Origin of the sequence: Glaciimonas sp. Gout2, from assembly GCF_035018905.1 — a bacterium.
Taxonomy (GTDB): Bacteria; Pseudomonadota; Gammaproteobacteria; order Burkholderiales; family Burkholderiaceae_D; genus Glaciimonas.
The window spans coordinates 1-18,232 of sequence record NZ_JASJXA010000006.1 but is presented as its reverse complement, the minus strand read 5'-3'; the positions used below and the strand labels follow the sequence as shown (position 1 = coordinate 18,232).

The window sequence follows — 18,232 nt, the reverse complement described above, 5'->3', positions numbered from 1 at the left end:
GTGTTATTCGCTCAACGTTCGGTTTCTGCGGCAATGCTGGTCCACAGGCCAGTCAGGACCAAATGGTCAACTCTTTCATGGGGCGATGTCAGATAGGGTGCAATAACGCCAGCACTTCCACCCGTAAGAATACATTTTATTTCCATTCCCGGATGATGTTGGGTTTGCAGCGTCAATGCGGTCGAAATTGCGCCAACCTGCGCGGCGATACAACCGCTCATGATGGCATCCTCGGTGTTGTCCGCAAATGGTGTCGTGATCACGACATGGTCAAGGATGCGTGGCAACTGTGCCGTGCCGTGCGCCAATGCGTTCGCCATCAAGCCCAATCCAGGCAAGATCATGCCGCCTATAAACGTGCCGTCGGCATTGATGACGTCAATCGTCGTGGCGGTGCCGCAGGTTGCCAATAACAGGGCTTGTTGTGGATATAGCCGATGTGCGCCGATTGCCGAAGCAAAGCGATCACAACCGAGTTGCATGGGATTGCGATAGGCGTTGCGAACGCCCGCCAGCTGCGGCACGGAGGCAAACCATTCCGGCAAAATACTGCTATCGAAGGCCAGTTGCAATATTTCATGCAGACGTGCACCAACCTTACTGCCCGCGACATTTGAAATCAACACGCGCGTTATCTGAAGGCCGCGCCAAAGGCCGAGCAACTCCGCAATTTCGTTATGCGCCACAGAGCCAATGTCTCGCCATATAGGAGGAGCGGTGGCATGGCCGAGGGTCGGAATAGTTGCCAAGGCCCACTTTATGCGCGTATTGCCAGCATCAATTAACAGTAATCCCATTCTTACGTTTCCTTTACCCGCAGCGAAATGTCGCCCGCCATGATAGCGACAGGTAACGCATCTTGCGCGGTTTGTAACAAAAATCGACCGATCTTATCAATCCCCAGCGCTGTGCCCTCATATAAAACCTTACCCTGATCCAGAATAACCACTTGTTGTCCTGCATGCGCGTGGAGTTGATTCCAGCGTGACACAAATGGGTTGAGGCCATCGTTTTGAAATTGTTGTAATGCGTGGGTCAGGTTGGATAGTAACGTCGCCATTAGCGCGTTGCGATCAGCCTCGACAGGGCAACTATCGGGTCCTGATCTTGGCAAATTGGCTATCTTGCGCTCAAGTTGCTGTTGTATATCAACCGGGATGGCAAGATTGATACCGACACCAATCACTGCCCAAGTGGAACGCTCGGCGTACCCGTTGGGCTGAGCGCTGCCACTCGCGGTTTCAATCAGAATGCCGCCCAGTTTGCCGTCGCTCTCGCCGTCCACTAACAGCAGATCGTTAGGCCATTTTAATCGAATGCCGAAATCGGTCTCTGCATTTTCCTGCTCTTGAGCCGCGCCAAAAGTCTGGTGCAAATACTGGTTTAAGCCGTCAGCAATCGCCACGCCGACGGCTAGCGGCAAGCCAATCAATTTTTGTAGGGGGCGATCAAAACGCCATGCCAGCGAAAACATCAACGCAGCGGATGGCGCCGAAAGCCAAGTGCGTCCAGCGCGTCCTCGACCAGCGGTTTGCTGTTCGGCAATGCGCAGCATCGGTCCAATAATCGCGTCGCCGTTGTGGTGCGCGTTTAGACCGGATGACCCATTTTGTGACCCTTGCGGGTTTTGTATTAGCGTCAGAAGGTCGGCGTTGGTGGAGCCGGTCTCAGCCACGACCTCAATTGTGATGTGATCGGGAAGTGATGCCGAAAGTGCAAAGATGCGCTCTGCAGAAAGAGTAGATGTCATGCCGCGCATTGTAGCGGATGCGCGCTGTCGTCAATTATTTCTTGGTGTGTATTTGCCATTGATGGAGACGAGGATAAGTATTTTGCGTATAAAAGTCTTGGTGCGGCGAGATTTTGTATCCATTCTCACTTAAACTTGATGCATGCCAAAATCCGATGTCCAACTCCCCGCGATCGCTCTCGCTCATCTTCATGATGGAGGTGATAACAAGACCGAGGACGGTGGTAGTGGCGATGTCAATGTCGATACACGCGTGGCAATGGTCCGCGGAAACTGGCAAGTCAATGCGATGGCGCAACCGGGTGTCATGCGAGCGTTGCAGTCAAGATTGAAAATGCTGGCAAGGCGCGCTGCACGGCAATCTCTCCAATGGGATTTGTCGCAGGTTACAGCGCTCGATCATATCGGCGCGCAATTATTGTGGAACGCATGGGGAAAAAAACGCCCGGATTCGCTGGTGCTTACGCGTCAGCAAAAGGATTTCTTCAAGCGCCTCGAAGATGCTGGGCCATTATCTTTGCCACCGCCACCACCGCGACGGCGATTGTTGATTGTCATTTATGATTGGGCGCGCGTCGGATTGGATCATTTGAGCGGCTTCGTCGCATTACTCGGACAATTTATCCTGGACTTCAACCGCATGGTGCGCACGCCGCGTCGGGCACCGTGGAAAGAGATATCCGCAAACATTTACCACATCGGTTTTCAGGCGTTGGGAATTACTGCGATTGTCGGGTTTCTGATTGGCGTAGTGTTATCGTTTCTCTCCGCGCAGCAATTGCACACTTTTGGCGGCGACATTTATCTCGTCAATATTCTCGGGATGAGTATCATCCGCGAACTGGGACCATTGCTGGCAGCCATTTTAGTGGCGGGGCGCTCCGGTTCTGCCATCACCGCGCAACTGGGTGTGATGCGGGTGACGCAGGAACTCGACGCGATGGAGGTAATGGGTTTGCCGCATGGCTTCCGTTTAATCTTGCCGCGTGTGATCGCTTTATTGATCGCGATGCCGTTGTTGGTGATCTGGACGGATGCGATTGCATTACTCGGTGGGATGACCGCGGCGCAGTTACAACTCGGATTGTCACCGACGTATTTTCTACAGCAATTGCCGGGCGCAGTCCCTTTGCCCAACTATCTGATTGGGCTTGGCAAAGGTGCCGTATTTGGTGGACTGATCGCCCTGGTCGCTTGTCATTTCGGTTTGCGCATTGAACCTAACACTGAAAGCCTTGGTCAAGGTACAACAACCTCCGTGGTCAGCGCGATTACTATTGTGATACTTGCTGATGCGGTGTTTGCAATTCTGTTTAGCGGGGTTGGATTTTGATGACTAATTTGCTGAGCAATCCACTTTTATCGACTCGACCATTAACGCCAGCCCCGCAGCCGGTCATTCAGGTCGACAAACTCTGGACCCAGTTCGGCAAGACAGTTGTTCTGCAAGACCTTGATCTGACGATTGAACAGGGTGAGATTGTTGGCGTGATCGGTGGTTCCGGTTCTGGAAAAACTACGCTCTTACGCCAAATTTTGGGCCTGAATCGACCTACGCGCGGCACCGTATCGGTCTTAGGGTTGGATATCAGTAAAGCTAGCGTTGATCAAATGGCTGCGTTACAAAACCGTTGGGGAATGTTGTTTCAGATGGGCGCGTTATTTTCTGCGCTGACGGTGCTGGATAATGTGGCGATGCCGCTGCGTGAGCTGCGTGCATTACCGGAAAGTCTGATTCTGGATGCCGCGTTGCTGAAGTTGCAATTAGCCGGCATTGGTCCCGAGCACGCGCTTAAAATGCCCTCTGATTTATCGGGTGGCATGATTAAACGCGTTGCCCTGGCGCGGGCGTTGGCGCTAGAGCCAGAATTATTGTTTTTGGATGAACCCACCGCTGGCCTGGATCCTGCGTCGTCCGCAGCGTTCGTTAAACTAATTCTGTCGCTGCATAAGGATATGCGCTTGACGGTTGTCATGATTACCCATGATCTGGAATCGTTATTGGCGATGTCGACCAAAATCGCTGTGCTGGCCGATAAACACGTTCTTGCCTACGACACGCCCGAGCAGGTGATGAAGATCAAACATCCCTTTATAGAAAATTTCTTCCTCTCGGCGCATTGTGAGCAGGACACAGTAGGATAGGCAGCATTATGGAAAATAAAGCACATGCGTTAATTGCCGGACTATTTACCGTCGTCTTATTGTTGGCGGCGATCTTTGGCGTCATGTGGTTCAACGGTGACCGCGTGCAGCGGGTACCGTATGAAATCGCCACCAAGCTGTCGGTTCCGGGCCTTAATCCGCAGGCGGACGTCCGGTATCGCGGTCTCAACGTTGGCAGAGTCGATACGATTGTTTTCGATCCGCAAAGTCCGGGGCAGATTCTAATTCGCCTGAAAATTAATCTTGATACCCCGATGACGCCGGCCACGTATGGTACGCTGGGTTATCAAGGCGTGACAGGGATTGCCTATATACAGTTGGATGATGATGGTAGCAATCCTGCCAAACTGGCCAGCAGCGCCAGTAAACCGGCGCGCATTACGCTGCGGCCGAGTTTGTTCGATAACATTCAAACCAAAGGCGCGGCAATTTTGTTGCAGGCAGAAGAAACCGTTGCCAAATTAAATGGTTTGCTCGCCCCTGCGAATCAACAAGTGATGGTGGCGGCGTTTAGTGATGTCAGTAAAACGGCGAATGCGTTTGAATCGATACCGCGACAGTTAGAGCCGACTCTCGCCAAGCTACCGGCGATGACCGAGCAACTGAATCAGGCATTGATGTCGATTACGGCCCTATCCCAAAATATGACTGTACTGAGTCATACTTTGAATACCTTGAGCACCAGTTTACAGGGTCCGAATGGCGCGGTGTCCAGATTGTCGGCAACAATGGCGAACGTGGGATCAGTCGCCGATAGTGTGCAATACGACGCGCTGCCACGGTTTAATGTGCTGGCGTCAGAGGCGCGTTCGTCGGTACGTGCATTGAACGAGACGCTAGAACACTTTAATCAGCAACCGCAAAGTATTTTGTTTGGCAGCAAAGGCGTGCCGCCGGGGCCGGGCGAAGCGGGTTTTATTGCCCCTGTCAAATAAAATAGGCATAAGGAAATCGATGAACAAATTGAATGCGCTCTTTAAAGCTGTACTGGTGTTGTCCATTGTGGTTTTGGTCGGCGGTTGCGCTGCGCCAGCGGGTGTCTATGCCCGGTATGATTTTGGCCCTTTACCAGCGCTTGTAAGTTCGCCGACTGCGGCGATGATGACCTTGCCAGCTGTCAGTCTGGCAGACGTTACTGCGCCAGCAGGATTGGATAATACGATGATGATGTACAGGTTAGCTTATGCGAATGATCTGCAATTGCGCCCGTATGCGACTTCACGCTGGACCATGTCACCGGCGCAGTTATTCAGCCAGCGTCTGAAGGCGCGTTTCGGTCAGGTTGGCGGTGCGGTGGTTTCTGTTTCGGACGGAGCACTTAATGTTCCAGTATTGCGGATCGACATGGATGATTTCAGCCAGACCTTCGACAGCGCTTCGCATAGCGTCGTAAAGGTCACCATTCGGGCGTCCATCTTTAATGGCCGACTTTTGCTAGGCCAGAAGATGTTCAGCCATTCAGTTGCTACGCCCACTCCAGACGCCGCTGGCGGTGTACGCGCTTTTTCAGTTGCCAATGATGCATTAATTGATGATCTGATGGAATGGTTAGCGGCGTTGCCGTTGAAGAAGTAGCTGAAAAACCAGGACTATGACAGCAGTACCAACAGAAGCACCTGCAAAAATAGCCGCCGAAATATGGCAGAAACAATCTTGATTCAGACTAGCAGTACGCGCTGTCTAATCCCACCCTCATAAAATCATCACCGGATGGTTAAACTTATGCCGGTAAAATTTACTTTTAAGCAATAAGGACAGATTGCAATGACTGGTTCGTCATTAATTATTGAGCGTAGCTCGTCATCCCCGTCGTCATCGTTTGCACGTGTCAGTTTATTGATATACCTGCTGCTGATTATTTATGCCAGTTGGTATCCGTTCAGCGGGTGGCGCGACGTTGGATTGACGCCGTGGGCTTTCTTATCGGCACCGCTGCCGCATTACTGGACCTTATTTGACGTCTGGACCAATATTGTCGGCTATATGCCGCTCGGGCTGTTGACCGTATTGGTGCTGCCGCGCAGAATTCCACTGACATTGACAGTCATCCTGGTCACCTTGGCCGGCATCTTGTTTTCGGGAGTGATGGAAGCGGTGCAGACGTATCTGCCCACGCGCGTGTCATCCAATCTTGATCTGTTAACCAACAGTATCGGTGCGCTGTCAGGCAGCATTATTGGCGCTATTTTCCGCTATCGGTTTAGTCCGGAGAACAAATTGCTGTTGCTGCGGGAACGGTGGTTCAATCGTGAAGCCAGCCATGGCATGGTCATGATTGCATTGTGGCCGCTGGCGCAACTGGCGCCATTGAATCATCTGTTCGGGTTTGGGCAAGTCACATCCATGCTGTCGACCTGGTTGTCGGACTGGTTTGAGCAGCCGATTGATCTGGCCGCATGGATGACCAACGACGTACAGCTATCGGCCGAACAATACTGGATGACGGAATCGATTATTACCGCTTGTGGTCTGGTCAGTGCGGGCTTAATGCTGATGATCGTGTTACGCAAAGACGCGCCGAAAGTCGCACTGACGTTCCTATTGATATGGGTAACGCTTTCGGTAAAAGCATTTGCGTCCGCGTTATTATTTACCCCGGAGAATGTGCTGGTCTGGTTAACCCCGGGAGCGTTGACCGGATTGCTGGTCGGTGCCGTGGTGTTGGTTACATTTGGATTTACACCGCAGCGCGTGCAACGCTGGGTTGCGGCATTGGCGGTGTTCGTCAGTTTGGTCTTTGTTAATGTTATCCCGGACAATCCTTACTACGTCGAAACGTTACAAACATGGTCATTAGGTAAATTTCTAAATTTCAATGGTGCGGCGCAGTTTTTAGCACTTTTGTGGCCATTTTTTACGCTTTGGTTTTTATTCCACCCTATGCACCGAGCGAAACGAAATGACTCCGGTGTATGATTATATTAACTATCCTAACTACTTTCTTTTTAGAGCTGTCCAGCTATGAGCGATAACCTGAGCGAAATTCCCTCCACCGAACCAACAGAAATTGGCTCCGTACCGCCTTTTTATGCCCATCATGTGTTTTTTTGCCTAAACCAGCGCGCACCGGGTGATCGAGTATGTTGTGCCAATAACGGCGCGCAAGCCGCCCAAGAGCATGCCAAGCGCCGTATCAAAGCACTCGGTCTGGCTGGCGACGGCAAGGTCAGAATCAATAAAGCCGGTTGTCTTGAACGTTGTGAAGAAGGCCCTGCGTTAGTTATTTATCCAGAAGGCGTCTGGTATACCTACGTCGATACGGAGGACATCGACGAAATTATCGACGTGCATATCGTCGGTGGAAAAATCGTTGAGCGTTTGAAAATTTAATTCCGAGAGTTTATACGTCATTATTTTTCAGCATAATATCCGCCTTATTATTTCTATCATTGGCTGACATGGACGAACAAAAATCCCCCTGAATGCGATACTATTTTTAGTCGCCGGGTATGTCAGCCAATTCGTTGAGAATCAAACGAGAAGACATGAACGCACAGACCACCTCTTTTTCTATTACCGGTCCCGCTGGCGCACTTGAATGTGCGCTGGACCTTCCCGCTTCGGATCAATTTCCAGAGCCAAGAGGTTTGGCGCTGGTCGCCCACCCACATCCGCTATATGGCGGAACCATGGACAATAAGGTTGCACAAACCTTGGCGCGTGGATTTCTGGCATTGGGATATGTGGCGGTTCGGATGAATTTCCGCGGTGTCGGAAATTCATCCGGGGTCTACGATGAAGGTCGTGGTGAGACCGATGATATGGCCGCGTTGCTGGTCCACATGCGCGAAAAATATCCCGCATTGCCACTGGCGCTTGGTGGTTTTTCATTTGGCACTTTTGTGCAGTCACAATTGCAGCAACGGTTGATTACGGCCGGTTCGCCAGCAGAACGGTTGGTATTGGTTGGCACTGCTGCTGGAAAATGGCCAATGCCGACAGTTCCCGCAAACAGTATTTTGATTCATGGTGAACTCGATGAAACCATTCCGTTAAGTGCGGTATTTGAATGGGCGCGTCCGCAAGACATTCCGGTTATCGTCATTCCTGGTGCGGATCATTTTTTTCATCGCAGATTGCAACATATTAAGAACTTGATGGTCGAAATGTGGCATCGGGAATCCAAGGCCGGCTAAAGCGGCTATGCACACAAAATAATGAGTCGAAATGGCATGTCATTGTTCGGCGATTTTTGTCGATATTGGACTTGAAATCGTGACCACGTTATCTTGCGCAACTGAGGAGGCTATAATTCCGGTTAATTGTTTTTTTGTAGTTCCCTGGTTAAGTGCGTCTTTACCCTCTGGTTCTGCTACCTATTCATCCGTGCGATAGCTGTTTGCTGTCTGTCGTGCCAACGTCCTTAACACCGACTTCACCGATTTCATTCACTTATACCCTATGAAAAAAATATTCGCAGCCTTAGCTGCAACACTCTTGTCCGCTTCGGTTGCTTTTGCCCAGACATTGCCACCGCCATCCGTCGCTGCCAAATCCTGGTTATTGTTGGATACCACCAGCAATCAAATCGTTGCCTCGGGAGATGCCGATTTACGCGTCGAACCCGCATCGTTAGCCAAGATCATGACCGCCTATGTCGTGTTTGACGCTCTGAAGGACAAAAAACTGACGCTCGATCAGATGGTGACCGTCTCCGTACGCGCCTGGAAAGTTGATCCGAGCAGCTCGAAAATGTTTATTGATCCAGCGACGCCGGTATCGATCAGTGACCTGTTATATGGCCTGATGGTAGTTTCGGGTAATGACGCAGCAGTGGCATTGGCCGAAGCAGTATCCGGTACTGAAGACGCATTTGTGGTGCAAATGAACCGCGAAGCGCAGCGCATGGGCATGAAATCGACCCACTTTGGCAATCCGCATGGCCTGCCGAGCGCCGATACCTACACAACGTCACGGGATCTGGCGGTACTTGCCGCCCACGTTATCGTTGATTTTCCAGAGTTTTATAAAATCGATTCAACAAAAACGTTTACCTACAACAAGATCAAACAACCCAATCGCAACCGCTTGCTCTGGTCCGATCCTTCTGTTGATGGCATGAAGACCGGTCATACTAACAGCGCCGGTTATTCGATTATTGCATCTGCCAAACGTCCCAATGGTACTGGCGAACGTCGTTTGCTGGCAGTTGTTGTGGGGACCAACTCCGACCAGACGCGTACGCAGGAAGCGCAAAAATTATTGAACTGGGGTTTCCAGAACTTTGACACCGTCAAGCTCTATTCAAAGGGACAGGCGCTGGCCACGCCGCAGGTATGGAAGGGGTCAAAAAGCGAAATCAAGGTTGGATTTGACCGCGACATATTCGTGACGGTACCAAAAGGTGTCGCCGAAAAAATCAAACCAGTATTGGAGCGTACAGATCCGCTCATCGCTCCCATTGGCCTCGGCAACAAGATCGGCACATTGAAGATTATGGTGGGCGATACCGCGCTGACGCAGTTGGATGTGCTGGCCTTGGAAGAAGTGAATCAGGCGAGTATTTTTGGCCGGATCTGGGATTCGATTCGTTTGTTCTTCAAGAAGCTTTGGTAGTCTATTCAAATTAATCGGTTGAATGAGTGAATGAGTGAATAGCGCCCCTGTCATGCACGTGACCGGGGCGCAGTTATGTGGCGATGATGTGACTTCATTGGCTAGTTGCATGCTCAACGTGGATTTTTTTCGCGCGCCGCAATAATGTGATCGGTCACTAAACTCGGTAACAGTCGCAATATTGTGTTTTGTAAAACGAACACCAGTTAAAAATTTAAAACAGCATCCGGTTTCTCCAACAAAATCACGCGCTTAAACTCCGCCTGTATCCGTGCCAGCGCATCTTCCGATTCGGCCTCAAAACGCATGACTGCCACCGGCGTGGTATTCGATGCCCGCACCAATCCAAAACCATCCGAATATTCGACGCGCAGCCCATCAATCTTGATAATCTTATCAGCACCGGGGAACTCCGCTTGCTCTTGAAGAGCGGCAATTAGCGTGAAGTTTTCACCTTCGGCCAATGTTAATTGCAACTCAGGCGTACTAGTCGATTGCGGTAGTGCATTGAGCACCGCAGACGGATCACTTTCCCGACTTAACAATTCCAGCAATCGGACACCGGCATACAAGCCGTCGTCAAAACCATACCAACGGTCTTTGAAAAACACATGCCCACTCATTTCACCGCCCAGCGGCGCACCGGTCTCACGCATCTTGGCTTTGACCAGTGAGTGGCCGGTTTTCCACATCAGCGGCTTGCCACCGTGCTGCGTAATCCATGGCGCCAGATGGCGCGTGCATTTGACGTCGTACAAAATTTCCTGGCCCGGATGACGGGTCAGGACATCAGCGGCAAACAGCATCAATTGCCGATCCGGATAAATGATCTGACCATCTTTGGTGACGACGCCCAGACGATCGCCATCGCCGTCGAACGCCAGGCCAATTTCTGCGTCAGAGGTTTGCAGCGCCCGAATGACATCCTGCAAATTCTCCGGATGCGCTGGATCGGGATGGTGGTTCGGAAATGTTCCGTCAACCTCACAAAACAATTCTTGCACTTCGCAACCCAGGGCGCGATAGAGTTCTCCGGCAAACGCACCTGCCACGCCATTGCCGCAATCGACCACAATTTTCATCGGCTTTGCTAGTTTGACGTCACTGAGAATGCGCTGAAGATAGGCTCCCTTAATATTGTGGGTGCAGTAACCACCCGGATGCTGGACTTGCGCGGCGGCCGCTGTCGCCGCACCTGAGACGATGCTCCGATAGAGTGCCTGAATGGTTTCACCATACATAGCTTCACCCGCCAGAACCATTTTGAAGCCGTTGTAATCGGGAGGATTGTGACTACCGGTGACCATGACGCCGGATTGTGTGCCCAACATATGCGTCGCAAAATACACCATTGGCGTGACGACAACGCCGAGGTCAATCACATCCACGCGCAAGTCTTGCAATCCTGCTACAAGGGCCGCCGCCATCTCAGCGCCCGATAACCGGCCATCACGGCCGACTATGACGGTTTTTTGACCTTTCGCAAGCGCGGCCAAACCGAAAGCCCGACCGATTTGCCGGGCTACATTAGCATCGAGCGTTTTATTTATGACGCCGCGGATGTCGTAGGCTTTAAATATAGAACTTTGTATTGATGGCATCATTTTTAATCCGTTGCTGAAGAGAAAAGTCATAGAACATAAACAACGCCAAAAAGTCTCTCTAATTTCGCTTGTATATGTCCTCGAATCGCACGATATCGTCTTCTCCGAGATAGCCGCCGGATTGAATTTCTATGAGATGCAATGGCATTTTCCCGGGGTTTTCCAGTCGGTGTTTTTCGCCGATAGGTATATACGTTGATTCGTTTTCAGTAAGAAATTTCTCCTCGTCTCCGCAGGTAATGCGCGCTGTTCCGCTTACCACGACCCAGTGTTCGGCGCGATGATGGTGCATTTGCAGCGATAGCTTTCCACCAGGATTAACTGTGATGCGCTTCACCTGGAAACGATTGCCAAGGTCGATTCCCTCATAACTTCCCCAAGGCCGATAGACGGTTGTGTGATTCAAATGTTCGGTACGATTATTTTTTTGCAATTCTTCGACGATCTTTTTTACTCTTTGAACCTGATCTTTATGAACTACCAATACCGCATCCTTGGTTTCGATAACTATCAGATTCTCAACGCCGACCACTGCCACCAAGCGACTTTCTGCACGAATCATTGAATTTTTAACATGGTCGGTATACACGTCGCCACGGAGTACATTGCCTTCGATATCGGCATCCAGTATTTGCGACAACGCAGACCACGATCCGACATCGTTCCAGCCTATCTCTGCTGGGACCACGACTGCATGGGCAGTGTGTTCCATTACTGCATAGTCGATCGACTCGGATGGACATTCCGCAAAGAGAACCTCATCGAGACGACAGAAGTCCAGATCGCTGTAGGCGTCCTTGAACGCTTTCTGACAACTGACGGCGATTGCTGGACGAAAGGCGGTGAGTTCTTCTAGGTAGCGCGACGCCAGAAACAAAAACATCCCACTGTTCCAGCTATAAGCAGGGTCTGCAATGAGCATTTCCGCGGTCGAACTATCTGGCTTCTCTACAAATCTTTCAACGGCGTAACAACCTTCAGTTCCGTCTGCCAACTTGCCACGGCGAATATAGCCGTAGCCAGTCTCCGGCCCGGACGGCACTATACCGAAGGTTGCCAGAGCACCGTTGCATGCAGCTTGTGCCGCACGCTGCACCGCCACATGAAAAGCCTTAACATCCGCAATCATATGGTCGGCAGGAAGCACTAGCATGAGTGCCTCTTTATCCTCTTTTAATAAAAAATGTGCGGCAGCGGCCACCGAAGGAGCAGTATTTTTTCCGCATGGCTCCAGTAAGATGCCCATGGGTGCCACACCGATGGCGCGCAATTGCTCTGCCACAAGAAATCGATGTTCGTTACCGCAGGTGATGAGCGGCGGCATCAATTCAGTCCAATCCAATAACCGCAACAGCGTTTCCTGCAACATCGAATAATTAGAGCATAAGGGCAATAGTTGCTTGGGCAGTGCCTCACGCGATAATGGCCATAAGCGTGTGCCGGCACCGCCAGCGAGAATAACCGGATAGATTCTCATGCGGCACCTACCGGCAGGACTGCGTTGAGGTCCCATCTGGGCTCTTGCAGATTATATTGTGACTCTGGCTTCACTAAAGTTGGCGATTCTATTGATAATACCGGCGTCAACACCGGCAGCGCTACCGATCGCTTATCGCGGGCATCGCCCCACGCGTGATGACCGGCTTCTGGTAAGTGCACCATTTCACCGGCACGGTTCACGCTATAGTCTTTGACTATAACCATTTCTTCGAGATAAGCGCCAGGGAAAATTCGCGTGTATTCAAATAAGGCGCTACGCACCACCTTCGAACCGGAACAAATGTGACTGCCATGTCCGATCCAGGTCGGCCCGATGATGGTAGAGCCAGCCTCAATCTGGCAACCGGCACCAATATAAACTGGCCCCTGAATGATCGTGTCTTGCCAGTTAATCTGGGTATTGAGACCCACCCATACACCATCGGCAATAGGTGTTCCCGGGACTTGAAGTTGCGCCACCTGGCCTAAAAGAACGCGTTGCATCACGCTCAGATAATCGGTGACGGTGCCAATGTCAATCCAGTTAAAGAACCGTTGTTGGGCGTAAAACGGTAGACCCTTTTCAGCCATCAACGGAAACAGATCAGAGCCGATGTCGAAGATCGTGCCAGAAGGAATCAGATCAATGGCCTCGGGCTCAAAGATATAGATTCCAGTGCTCGCAAAATTGGAGAGTGCTTCTTCTTGTTTCGGCTTTTCCTGAAACGATTTGATCCGTCCATCGGAGTCGGTCACCACCACGCCATAGTTATCGACTTTATCCCACGGTACTTTTTTGGTGATTACACTGACCATTGCACCTTTTTGCTTATGTTCAAGCAGCGCGGAAGCCAAATCCAGATCAATGAGCGCATCGCCACATATTACAATAGTCGTATCGTCGAAGAAGTTCGCAAACTCCTGAATTTTCTTGATGCCGCCAGCAGAACCTAAAGGTTCAGCAATCAGTTCCCCGCGCTCGTTGACATAACCTTCAAAGGAATAGCCGATCTGAACGCCGAACTGACTTCCATCCCCGAAGTAGTCTTCAATTTTTTTGTGCAAATAACTCACGTTCACCATAATATTTCGCACGCCATAACTGGCAAGAAATTCGACCAGATAAGCCATTACCGGTTTTCCCATAATCGGTATCATTGGTTTCGGAAGATCATAGGTCAAAGGACGAACCCGCGTACCCTTGCCAGCTGCCAATATCATTGCTTTCATTTTGTATACCTCGAAAATTTAATATTTAATTGCGGCTAATATTTTCAAATTTCCACCTGTCCGTCATGCCCTAAGTGCGGCGTTGTTACTTCAGACTTTAAGGTTTGTCGCGTGTCTAATTGATCTGTTGGGACGGTCGCCACGATGCTTCTGGCATGCAATCAAAAATTGGATAATGTCGATGGTGTAGCGTCGAATTAAGCGGCGGGGTTCAAGCCATAATCGATACAACCACTCGAGCCGGATGCTTTGTAAAAAAATGGGCGCGCGTGTTTTTTCGCCACTCCAAAACTCGAACAATGCCCCGACGCCGATCACGACATTTGCATGTAGCTTGCTGCGATTCAATAGTATCCATTCCTCTTGAATCGGATTGCCGAGGGCGACCAGCACCACTTCTGCATGAGAGAGGTTGATTGCGTCAATTAATTCGGCGTGATCATGTTCAAGGCCGGTATATCCGTCGCACTTGCCTACGACCGTCTGGCCTAACGCCATCTGAACATGTTCAACTGCTTTGGCGAGAGTTTCGGGCTTTGCCCCAAGCATAAATACACGCAGTGGTCTTTGTACCCCAGAAAAAAAATAGGGGATGAAATTCGTTCCGTTTAAATTTTCCGTAAATTTTTCACGACGGAACAAAAATGCGGCAATATCCAAGCCAATGCCATCATTAACAATGGTGGTGGAATTACTTTTCATTGTCCCTAGGAGATAGCGGCACTGAACGATAAAATTCGTGTTGGCAAAAAATAGTGACACCTTTCGTTCTTTCTTTACGGTTTGACGCAAGTATCTGGCCAATACTGGTGAAGTCGTCCTAGTGACCGGATAACCCGCGATAGCAATACATTTTTCTTCATTCATCAATAACTCCCTAAAAAAAACTTCTTACTACGCGGCCGCAGAGCAGTGCAACGGGCCACCGGTCAAAGTATTTCACTTGATGATCGCGTAAAGAATCGACGAACCCGCAGTGCTGCCATCAGCATTTCGTGCCAGGAACTGTTGAATGCTCTTATTTTCCAACCGGTAATAACGACGATGAATGGATACAAGAGGCAAGACACAAGTACGCCACCGCCAATAGAAGCCACATCGGTTAAATGATCCGGGATACACAGTAAATAGACGCTGAGTCCTACAAATAACATCACGCTGCCGACTAGAGGCGGAGCCAGCGCGTGCCACATCATGCGAAGGTTTAGATTAAGTATTCGATTCAGAAATACCTGCGAAATCGGATACACCAGCAAAAAGGCCCCACAAAATGAGAGGCTCATTCCGATCAATCCGAAGTTTTGAAAGATCGCAGAAAATCCTGCTGCCAGTAGTAATTGGATTATTCCCAGCAGTACTGGAACACGATTCTTACCCATCGCAAAAAACAGATAATCATTTAACTGCGTGACCGAGGACAGCAAATACAACACTGCTAATGCAGCAATCGTTGGTGCGGCAGGCAACCACTTCGTGCCGAACACTATCGCTACCAAAGGCTTCGCCAGCACCGCTTGAAAACATAGCAATGGCGCAACGCAGAAAATAGTGATCCCGAGTATTTTTAAATATCCTCTACGCAGCGCTGCTAAATCGGTACCCGCATCGGAGAATACGGGTAGTGCGACTTTGTGCATGGAGCTGGAGATGACCAGATACACGGCCGAGGTGACGCGCTTGGCAAGGTTATAGACGCCGGTAGCATATGGGCCAAGCAGTAAACTGACTAGTAATGCATCACCGTTGGTATTGACAAAACCAAGCAAACCGGACAATCCGACCTGGCGAATATCTGCCAGATAACGGCGCATCAGGGCGCTGTCGAAAACCATCCGTGGCAGCCAGCGACTTTGGGCAACAACCAACAGCAGGCCGAGACCGGATGCCGTTACCTGCTGTACTACCAGAGACATGCCGCCCCATCCATGCGCGGCCAGATAGATGCCGACCAGGCCACCGACGGTTATGGAGACAATGGACCGCACAGCGAGTTGTCGGAACATCATGTTGCGCACTAACCTGGCTTCATAGGCGCGCACTAAACCGTAAAACACAATCGATAAACTCATGCCTTGCAGCACCACTTTTAGGTCGGGTGCGCGAAATAGTGCAGAAATCAATCCAGCCGAAAAAAACATCGCGCCAGCGAGCACCAGGCTTGCCAACATGCAGCAGGTGAATACCCAAGAGTAAAGGCGGTCGGTTGGATCTTTTGTCCGCACGATGGGCATAGCAATCGCATCGAATACGACAAGTCGGGTGAAGAGGATAAAAAGATGGGCGGTCGTCAGCAAGCCAAAAGCATCGGGCGCAAGAAAGCGCGCCAGAACGGCAAAGATAATGAAAGACAAGGCTTGCTGAGCAAGGTTATCTACGATCGACCAGATCGAACCTGAAGCAACACCGCCCGATTGATTAATCTTCATCGCGGCGCTTCGTTCCATTTGATGTTCGGTTTCCCCATCATGTGTGTTCCTGTTTTTCGTTTATATTTTTGAAGTGGTCAACAATGCGTATTGGCTGAATACTCATTGATGTCATGCCACGTAATTGCCACATGAGTGCCGCATAAGTGCCAAGTAAATGCTAAATAAGCGATACAACAAGAGTGACATTTAGGCCAACTCAAGAGGGTTACATCGCTTGCTTTAACACCGCCATTTGTGGTTTCTCACCGTTTGCGTCGGGCAGCAGGTTGTATGGATATTCTGCTAACCATGGACCAGTCGACCAATAGGTCCAGCCGCGCCACGCCGAAGCGTTTTTTGTACTGTTGACAATGGCCGCTAACGCTGCCAAACATGGTGAAGTGGGATAGACCCCTACCTCCCCAAGAAATAAACGGTGTTGCGTCGAGATTGCCCATTTCGTCAGCTTTGACATGACCGTGGTTAATATTGCGGGATCAACACAGGTGTTATGGGTGCCCGAGAAATCTTCATCCGCATACTGATGAGTTTCGATCAGGTAATTATTTGCTGCGTCATGAAATGTGCGAAACGCATCCGCATTTGATACTCCGCTAGCGTCTGCAAACCACGCATGTGCACCACTCCAGCTTCCGCCCGCAACCAGAATCAGATTTTTGGCACCATTTTTCCGTAAAGCATCAACTGTTTCCTGCGCTGTTGCAGCCCATTTCGCTATCGGCAACTTACTTGGTTCGTTCATCAAATCGAACGCGACGTTAGTTGGGTCCGTGAAGTGCGGCAGTAACCGCTTCCAAAGATCGACCAGAGCGGCTGGTGGCACGGTAACCGAGCCGATAGGCTGACCGCGATATTCACCGTAATTGTGCACGTCAAGAATGATGCAGACATCCAGCAAACGTGCATCGGCGACTGTATCCATCATTAATTTGAGCTGCGGCGCGTCAAGGTCGCCGAATAGCGCTGGTTGGATTCGCTCCCATAAAAAAGGCAGCCGAAAAGTATTCATTCCTTGTGATTGAAAATGGCGCATATCGGCGATATCGGGATAGATATAATCGTGAAAAACTAATCCCGGTAACTTATTTGCGGCAAACTCCGCACCGCTTAAATTGACGCCGGTCAGGCGTTTGCTATCAATGCAATTAGCAACTGCGCCATGTGTTATTGCAAAACAGCCCGCCAGGACGGCGAGAAACATTTTGACCGAAAATCCACTCCTCAAAGTGTGGCGGTGCGCAAATCTTATGGTATTTATAAAGGATTGTAATACGTCGCTACAGAAGTTTTTCATGGTCAGTTACCACCCTTGACGGAGAACGGTTGTGTACTTTTCGCGACTGGAAATAGCCCTAGGACCCTCTTCTTTAAACGATTTCCGAGAGATTTAATGAGGCGCGCTCCAGGCTTCTCGATATACTGAAAGTTAAGCCAGGAAACCAGCAAGACGATGATGACAAGTGAGGTGAAGAAAATAATATTAGCCCCGATCGAAACAAGATCAGCAGGCTGCCCTGGAAGAATTTTTTTGTATAAATACAGCACAGGCATATGCAGTAAATAAATTGAAAAGCTGCATTCACCGCAAAAAATAACTAACCTGTTTTCAAGAAATAATTTTCCAATGGCGGACGGAAACGTAAAACTGAAAACAAGAAAAGCGCCAAAAATTGCCGTCAATATGCTGTTGTAAAATTCTTTATTATCTGCGAATGGTAAAGATATCAATCCCATCTCCATTAATACTACCAACGAGACTAGAGCCAAATGTAAGAGCGTCATTGCTTTTCTGCCTTGTCCCTCCTTAATTTTTGAACGCATTGCACCAGCAATAACGCCGAACAAAAAAAAGTGCAGCTTTGAGCCCACAAAAGTTCCAGGGAAAATATCCCGGTATGACAATAAGACTATGCTGCCGAGAATCAAAGCCAGAAGGGCAACTGGGTATTCTGGCCGATCGTGACCACCGATTCTGGTCTATCGTGACCGACCATTCTGGCGCATCGTGACCGCTCATT

Annotated in this window: 17 protein-coding genes; 8 read left to right on the top strand and 9 right to left on the bottom strand. The window is 50.1% G+C overall.

The features are described from left to right. Positions 1 to 11: 11 nt before the first annotated feature. Together QN379_RS06240 and QN379_RS06235 are read right to left on the bottom strand one after the other, a co-directional pair. Positions 12 to 797, bottom strand: coding sequence for a type III pantothenate kinase (locus QN379_RS06240; RefSeq protein ID WP_322234787.1), 786 nt, complete (start codon positions 795 to 797; stop codon positions 12 to 14). Between the two features lie 2 nt (positions 798 to 799). Beyond that, complete coding sequence (locus QN379_RS06235) at positions 800 to 1,750, bottom strand: biotin--[acetyl-CoA-carboxylase] ligase (RefSeq protein ID WP_322234789.1); 951 nt, start codon at positions 1,748 to 1,750, stop codon at positions 800 to 802. 259 nt (positions 1,751 to 2,009) lie between these two features. Between QN379_RS06235 and QN379_RS06230 the strand changes: the two genes are divergently transcribed. The 8 genes from QN379_RS06230 (at position 2,010) to QN379_RS06195 (ending at position 9,472) form a co-directional block, all read left to right on the top strand. Then, on the top strand, positions 2,010 to 3,083 hold the full coding sequence (locus QN379_RS06230) for an MlaE family ABC transporter permease (RefSeq protein ID WP_416348531.1): 1,074 nt from the start codon (positions 2,010 to 2,012) through the stop codon (positions 3,081 to 3,083). Beyond that, positions 3,083 to 3,895, top strand: a complete 813-nt coding sequence (locus QN379_RS06225; protein ID WP_323506254.1) for an ABC transporter ATP-binding protein — start codon at positions 3,083 to 3,085, stop codon at positions 3,893 to 3,895. Before QN379_RS06230 ends, QN379_RS06225 begins: the two co-directional genes overlap by 1 nt. A gap of 8 nt (positions 3,896 to 3,903) precedes the next feature. Beyond that, positions 3,904 to 4,851 carry an MlaD family protein gene (locus QN379_RS06220; protein WP_323506253.1) on the top strand — a complete coding sequence of 316 codons (948 nt, stop codon included), beginning with the start codon at positions 3,904 to 3,906 and terminating at the stop codon, positions 4,849 to 4,851. A 19-nt stretch (positions 4,852 to 4,870) separates the two neighbouring features. Further along, the gene (locus tag QN379_RS06215) at positions 4,871 to 5,491 is read left to right on the top strand and encodes an ABC-type transport auxiliary lipoprotein family protein (RefSeq protein WP_323506252.1); all 621 of its coding nucleotides are present in this window, start codon (positions 4,871 to 4,873) and stop codon (positions 5,489 to 5,491) included. 189 nt (positions 5,492 to 5,680) lie between these two features. Further along, positions 5,681 to 6,832, top strand: coding sequence for a VanZ family protein (locus tag QN379_RS06210; protein ID WP_322234796.1), 1,152 nt, complete (start codon positions 5,681 to 5,683; stop codon positions 6,830 to 6,832). A gap of 45 nt (positions 6,833 to 6,877) precedes the next feature. Then, positions 6,878 to 7,246, top strand: a complete 369-nt coding sequence (locus QN379_RS06205) for a (2Fe-2S) ferredoxin domain-containing protein (RefSeq protein ID WP_322234799.1) — start codon at positions 6,878 to 6,880, stop codon at positions 7,244 to 7,246. A gap of 155 nt (positions 7,247 to 7,401) precedes the next feature. Beyond that, positions 7,402 to 8,052 (top strand): alpha/beta hydrolase, encoded by a 651-nt coding sequence (locus QN379_RS06200; protein WP_322234801.1) that lies wholly within the window; start codon positions 7,402 to 7,404, stop codon positions 8,050 to 8,052. A gap of 265 nt (positions 8,053 to 8,317) precedes the next feature. Continuing rightward, positions 8,318 to 9,472, top strand: a complete 1,155-nt coding sequence (locus tag QN379_RS06195) for a D-alanyl-D-alanine carboxypeptidase family protein (protein WP_322234803.1) — start codon at positions 8,318 to 8,320, stop codon at positions 9,470 to 9,472. A gap of 206 nt (positions 9,473 to 9,678) precedes the next feature. On the opposite strand, the gene QN379_RS06190 is transcribed toward QN379_RS06195, so the two are convergent. The 7 genes from QN379_RS06190 to QN379_RS06160 all read right to left on the bottom strand — a co-directional run bounded on the left by QN379_RS06190 (position 9,679) and on the right by QN379_RS06160 (position 18,140). Beyond that, a complete protein-coding gene (locus QN379_RS06190; RefSeq protein WP_322240339.1) occupies positions 9,679 to 11,073 on the bottom strand; it encodes a phosphomannomutase/phosphoglucomutase in 1,395 nt (464 codons plus the stop codon). 61 nt (positions 11,074 to 11,134) lie between these two features. Further along, entirely contained in the window at positions 11,135 to 12,553 is a 1,419-nt protein-coding gene (locus tag QN379_RS06185; protein ID WP_322234805.1) for a mannose-1-phosphate guanylyltransferase/mannose-6-phosphate isomerase, read from the bottom strand. Further along, positions 12,550 to 13,785, bottom strand: a complete 1,236-nt coding sequence (locus QN379_RS06180; RefSeq protein ID WP_322234807.1) for an NDP-sugar synthase — start codon at positions 13,783 to 13,785, stop codon at positions 12,550 to 12,552. The genes QN379_RS06185 and QN379_RS06180 overlap by 4 nt, the downstream gene beginning before the upstream one ends. Before the next feature lie 90 nt (positions 13,786 to 13,875). Further along, positions 13,876 to 14,652: a WecB/TagA/CpsF family glycosyltransferase gene (locus tag QN379_RS06175; RefSeq protein WP_323506251.1), complete on the bottom strand. Its 777-nt coding sequence runs from the start codon at positions 14,650 to 14,652 to the stop codon at positions 13,876 to 13,878. A 62-nt stretch (positions 14,653 to 14,714) separates the two neighbouring features. Then, the gene (locus QN379_RS06170; protein ID WP_322234811.1) at positions 14,715 to 16,229 is read right to left on the bottom strand and encodes a lipopolysaccharide biosynthesis protein; all 1,515 of its coding nucleotides are present in this window, start codon (positions 16,227 to 16,229) and stop codon (positions 14,715 to 14,717) included. 190 nt (positions 16,230 to 16,419) lie between these two features. After that, entirely contained in the window at positions 16,420 to 17,415 is a 996-nt protein-coding gene (locus QN379_RS06165) for a glycoside hydrolase family 5 protein (RefSeq protein ID WP_323506250.1), read from the bottom strand. A gap of 95 nt (positions 17,416 to 17,510) precedes the next feature. Then, positions 17,511 to 18,140, bottom strand: coding sequence for an acyltransferase family protein (locus QN379_RS06160; RefSeq protein WP_323506249.1), 630 nt, complete (start codon positions 18,138 to 18,140; stop codon positions 17,511 to 17,513). Positions 18,141 to 18,232 lie beyond the last annotated feature (92 nt).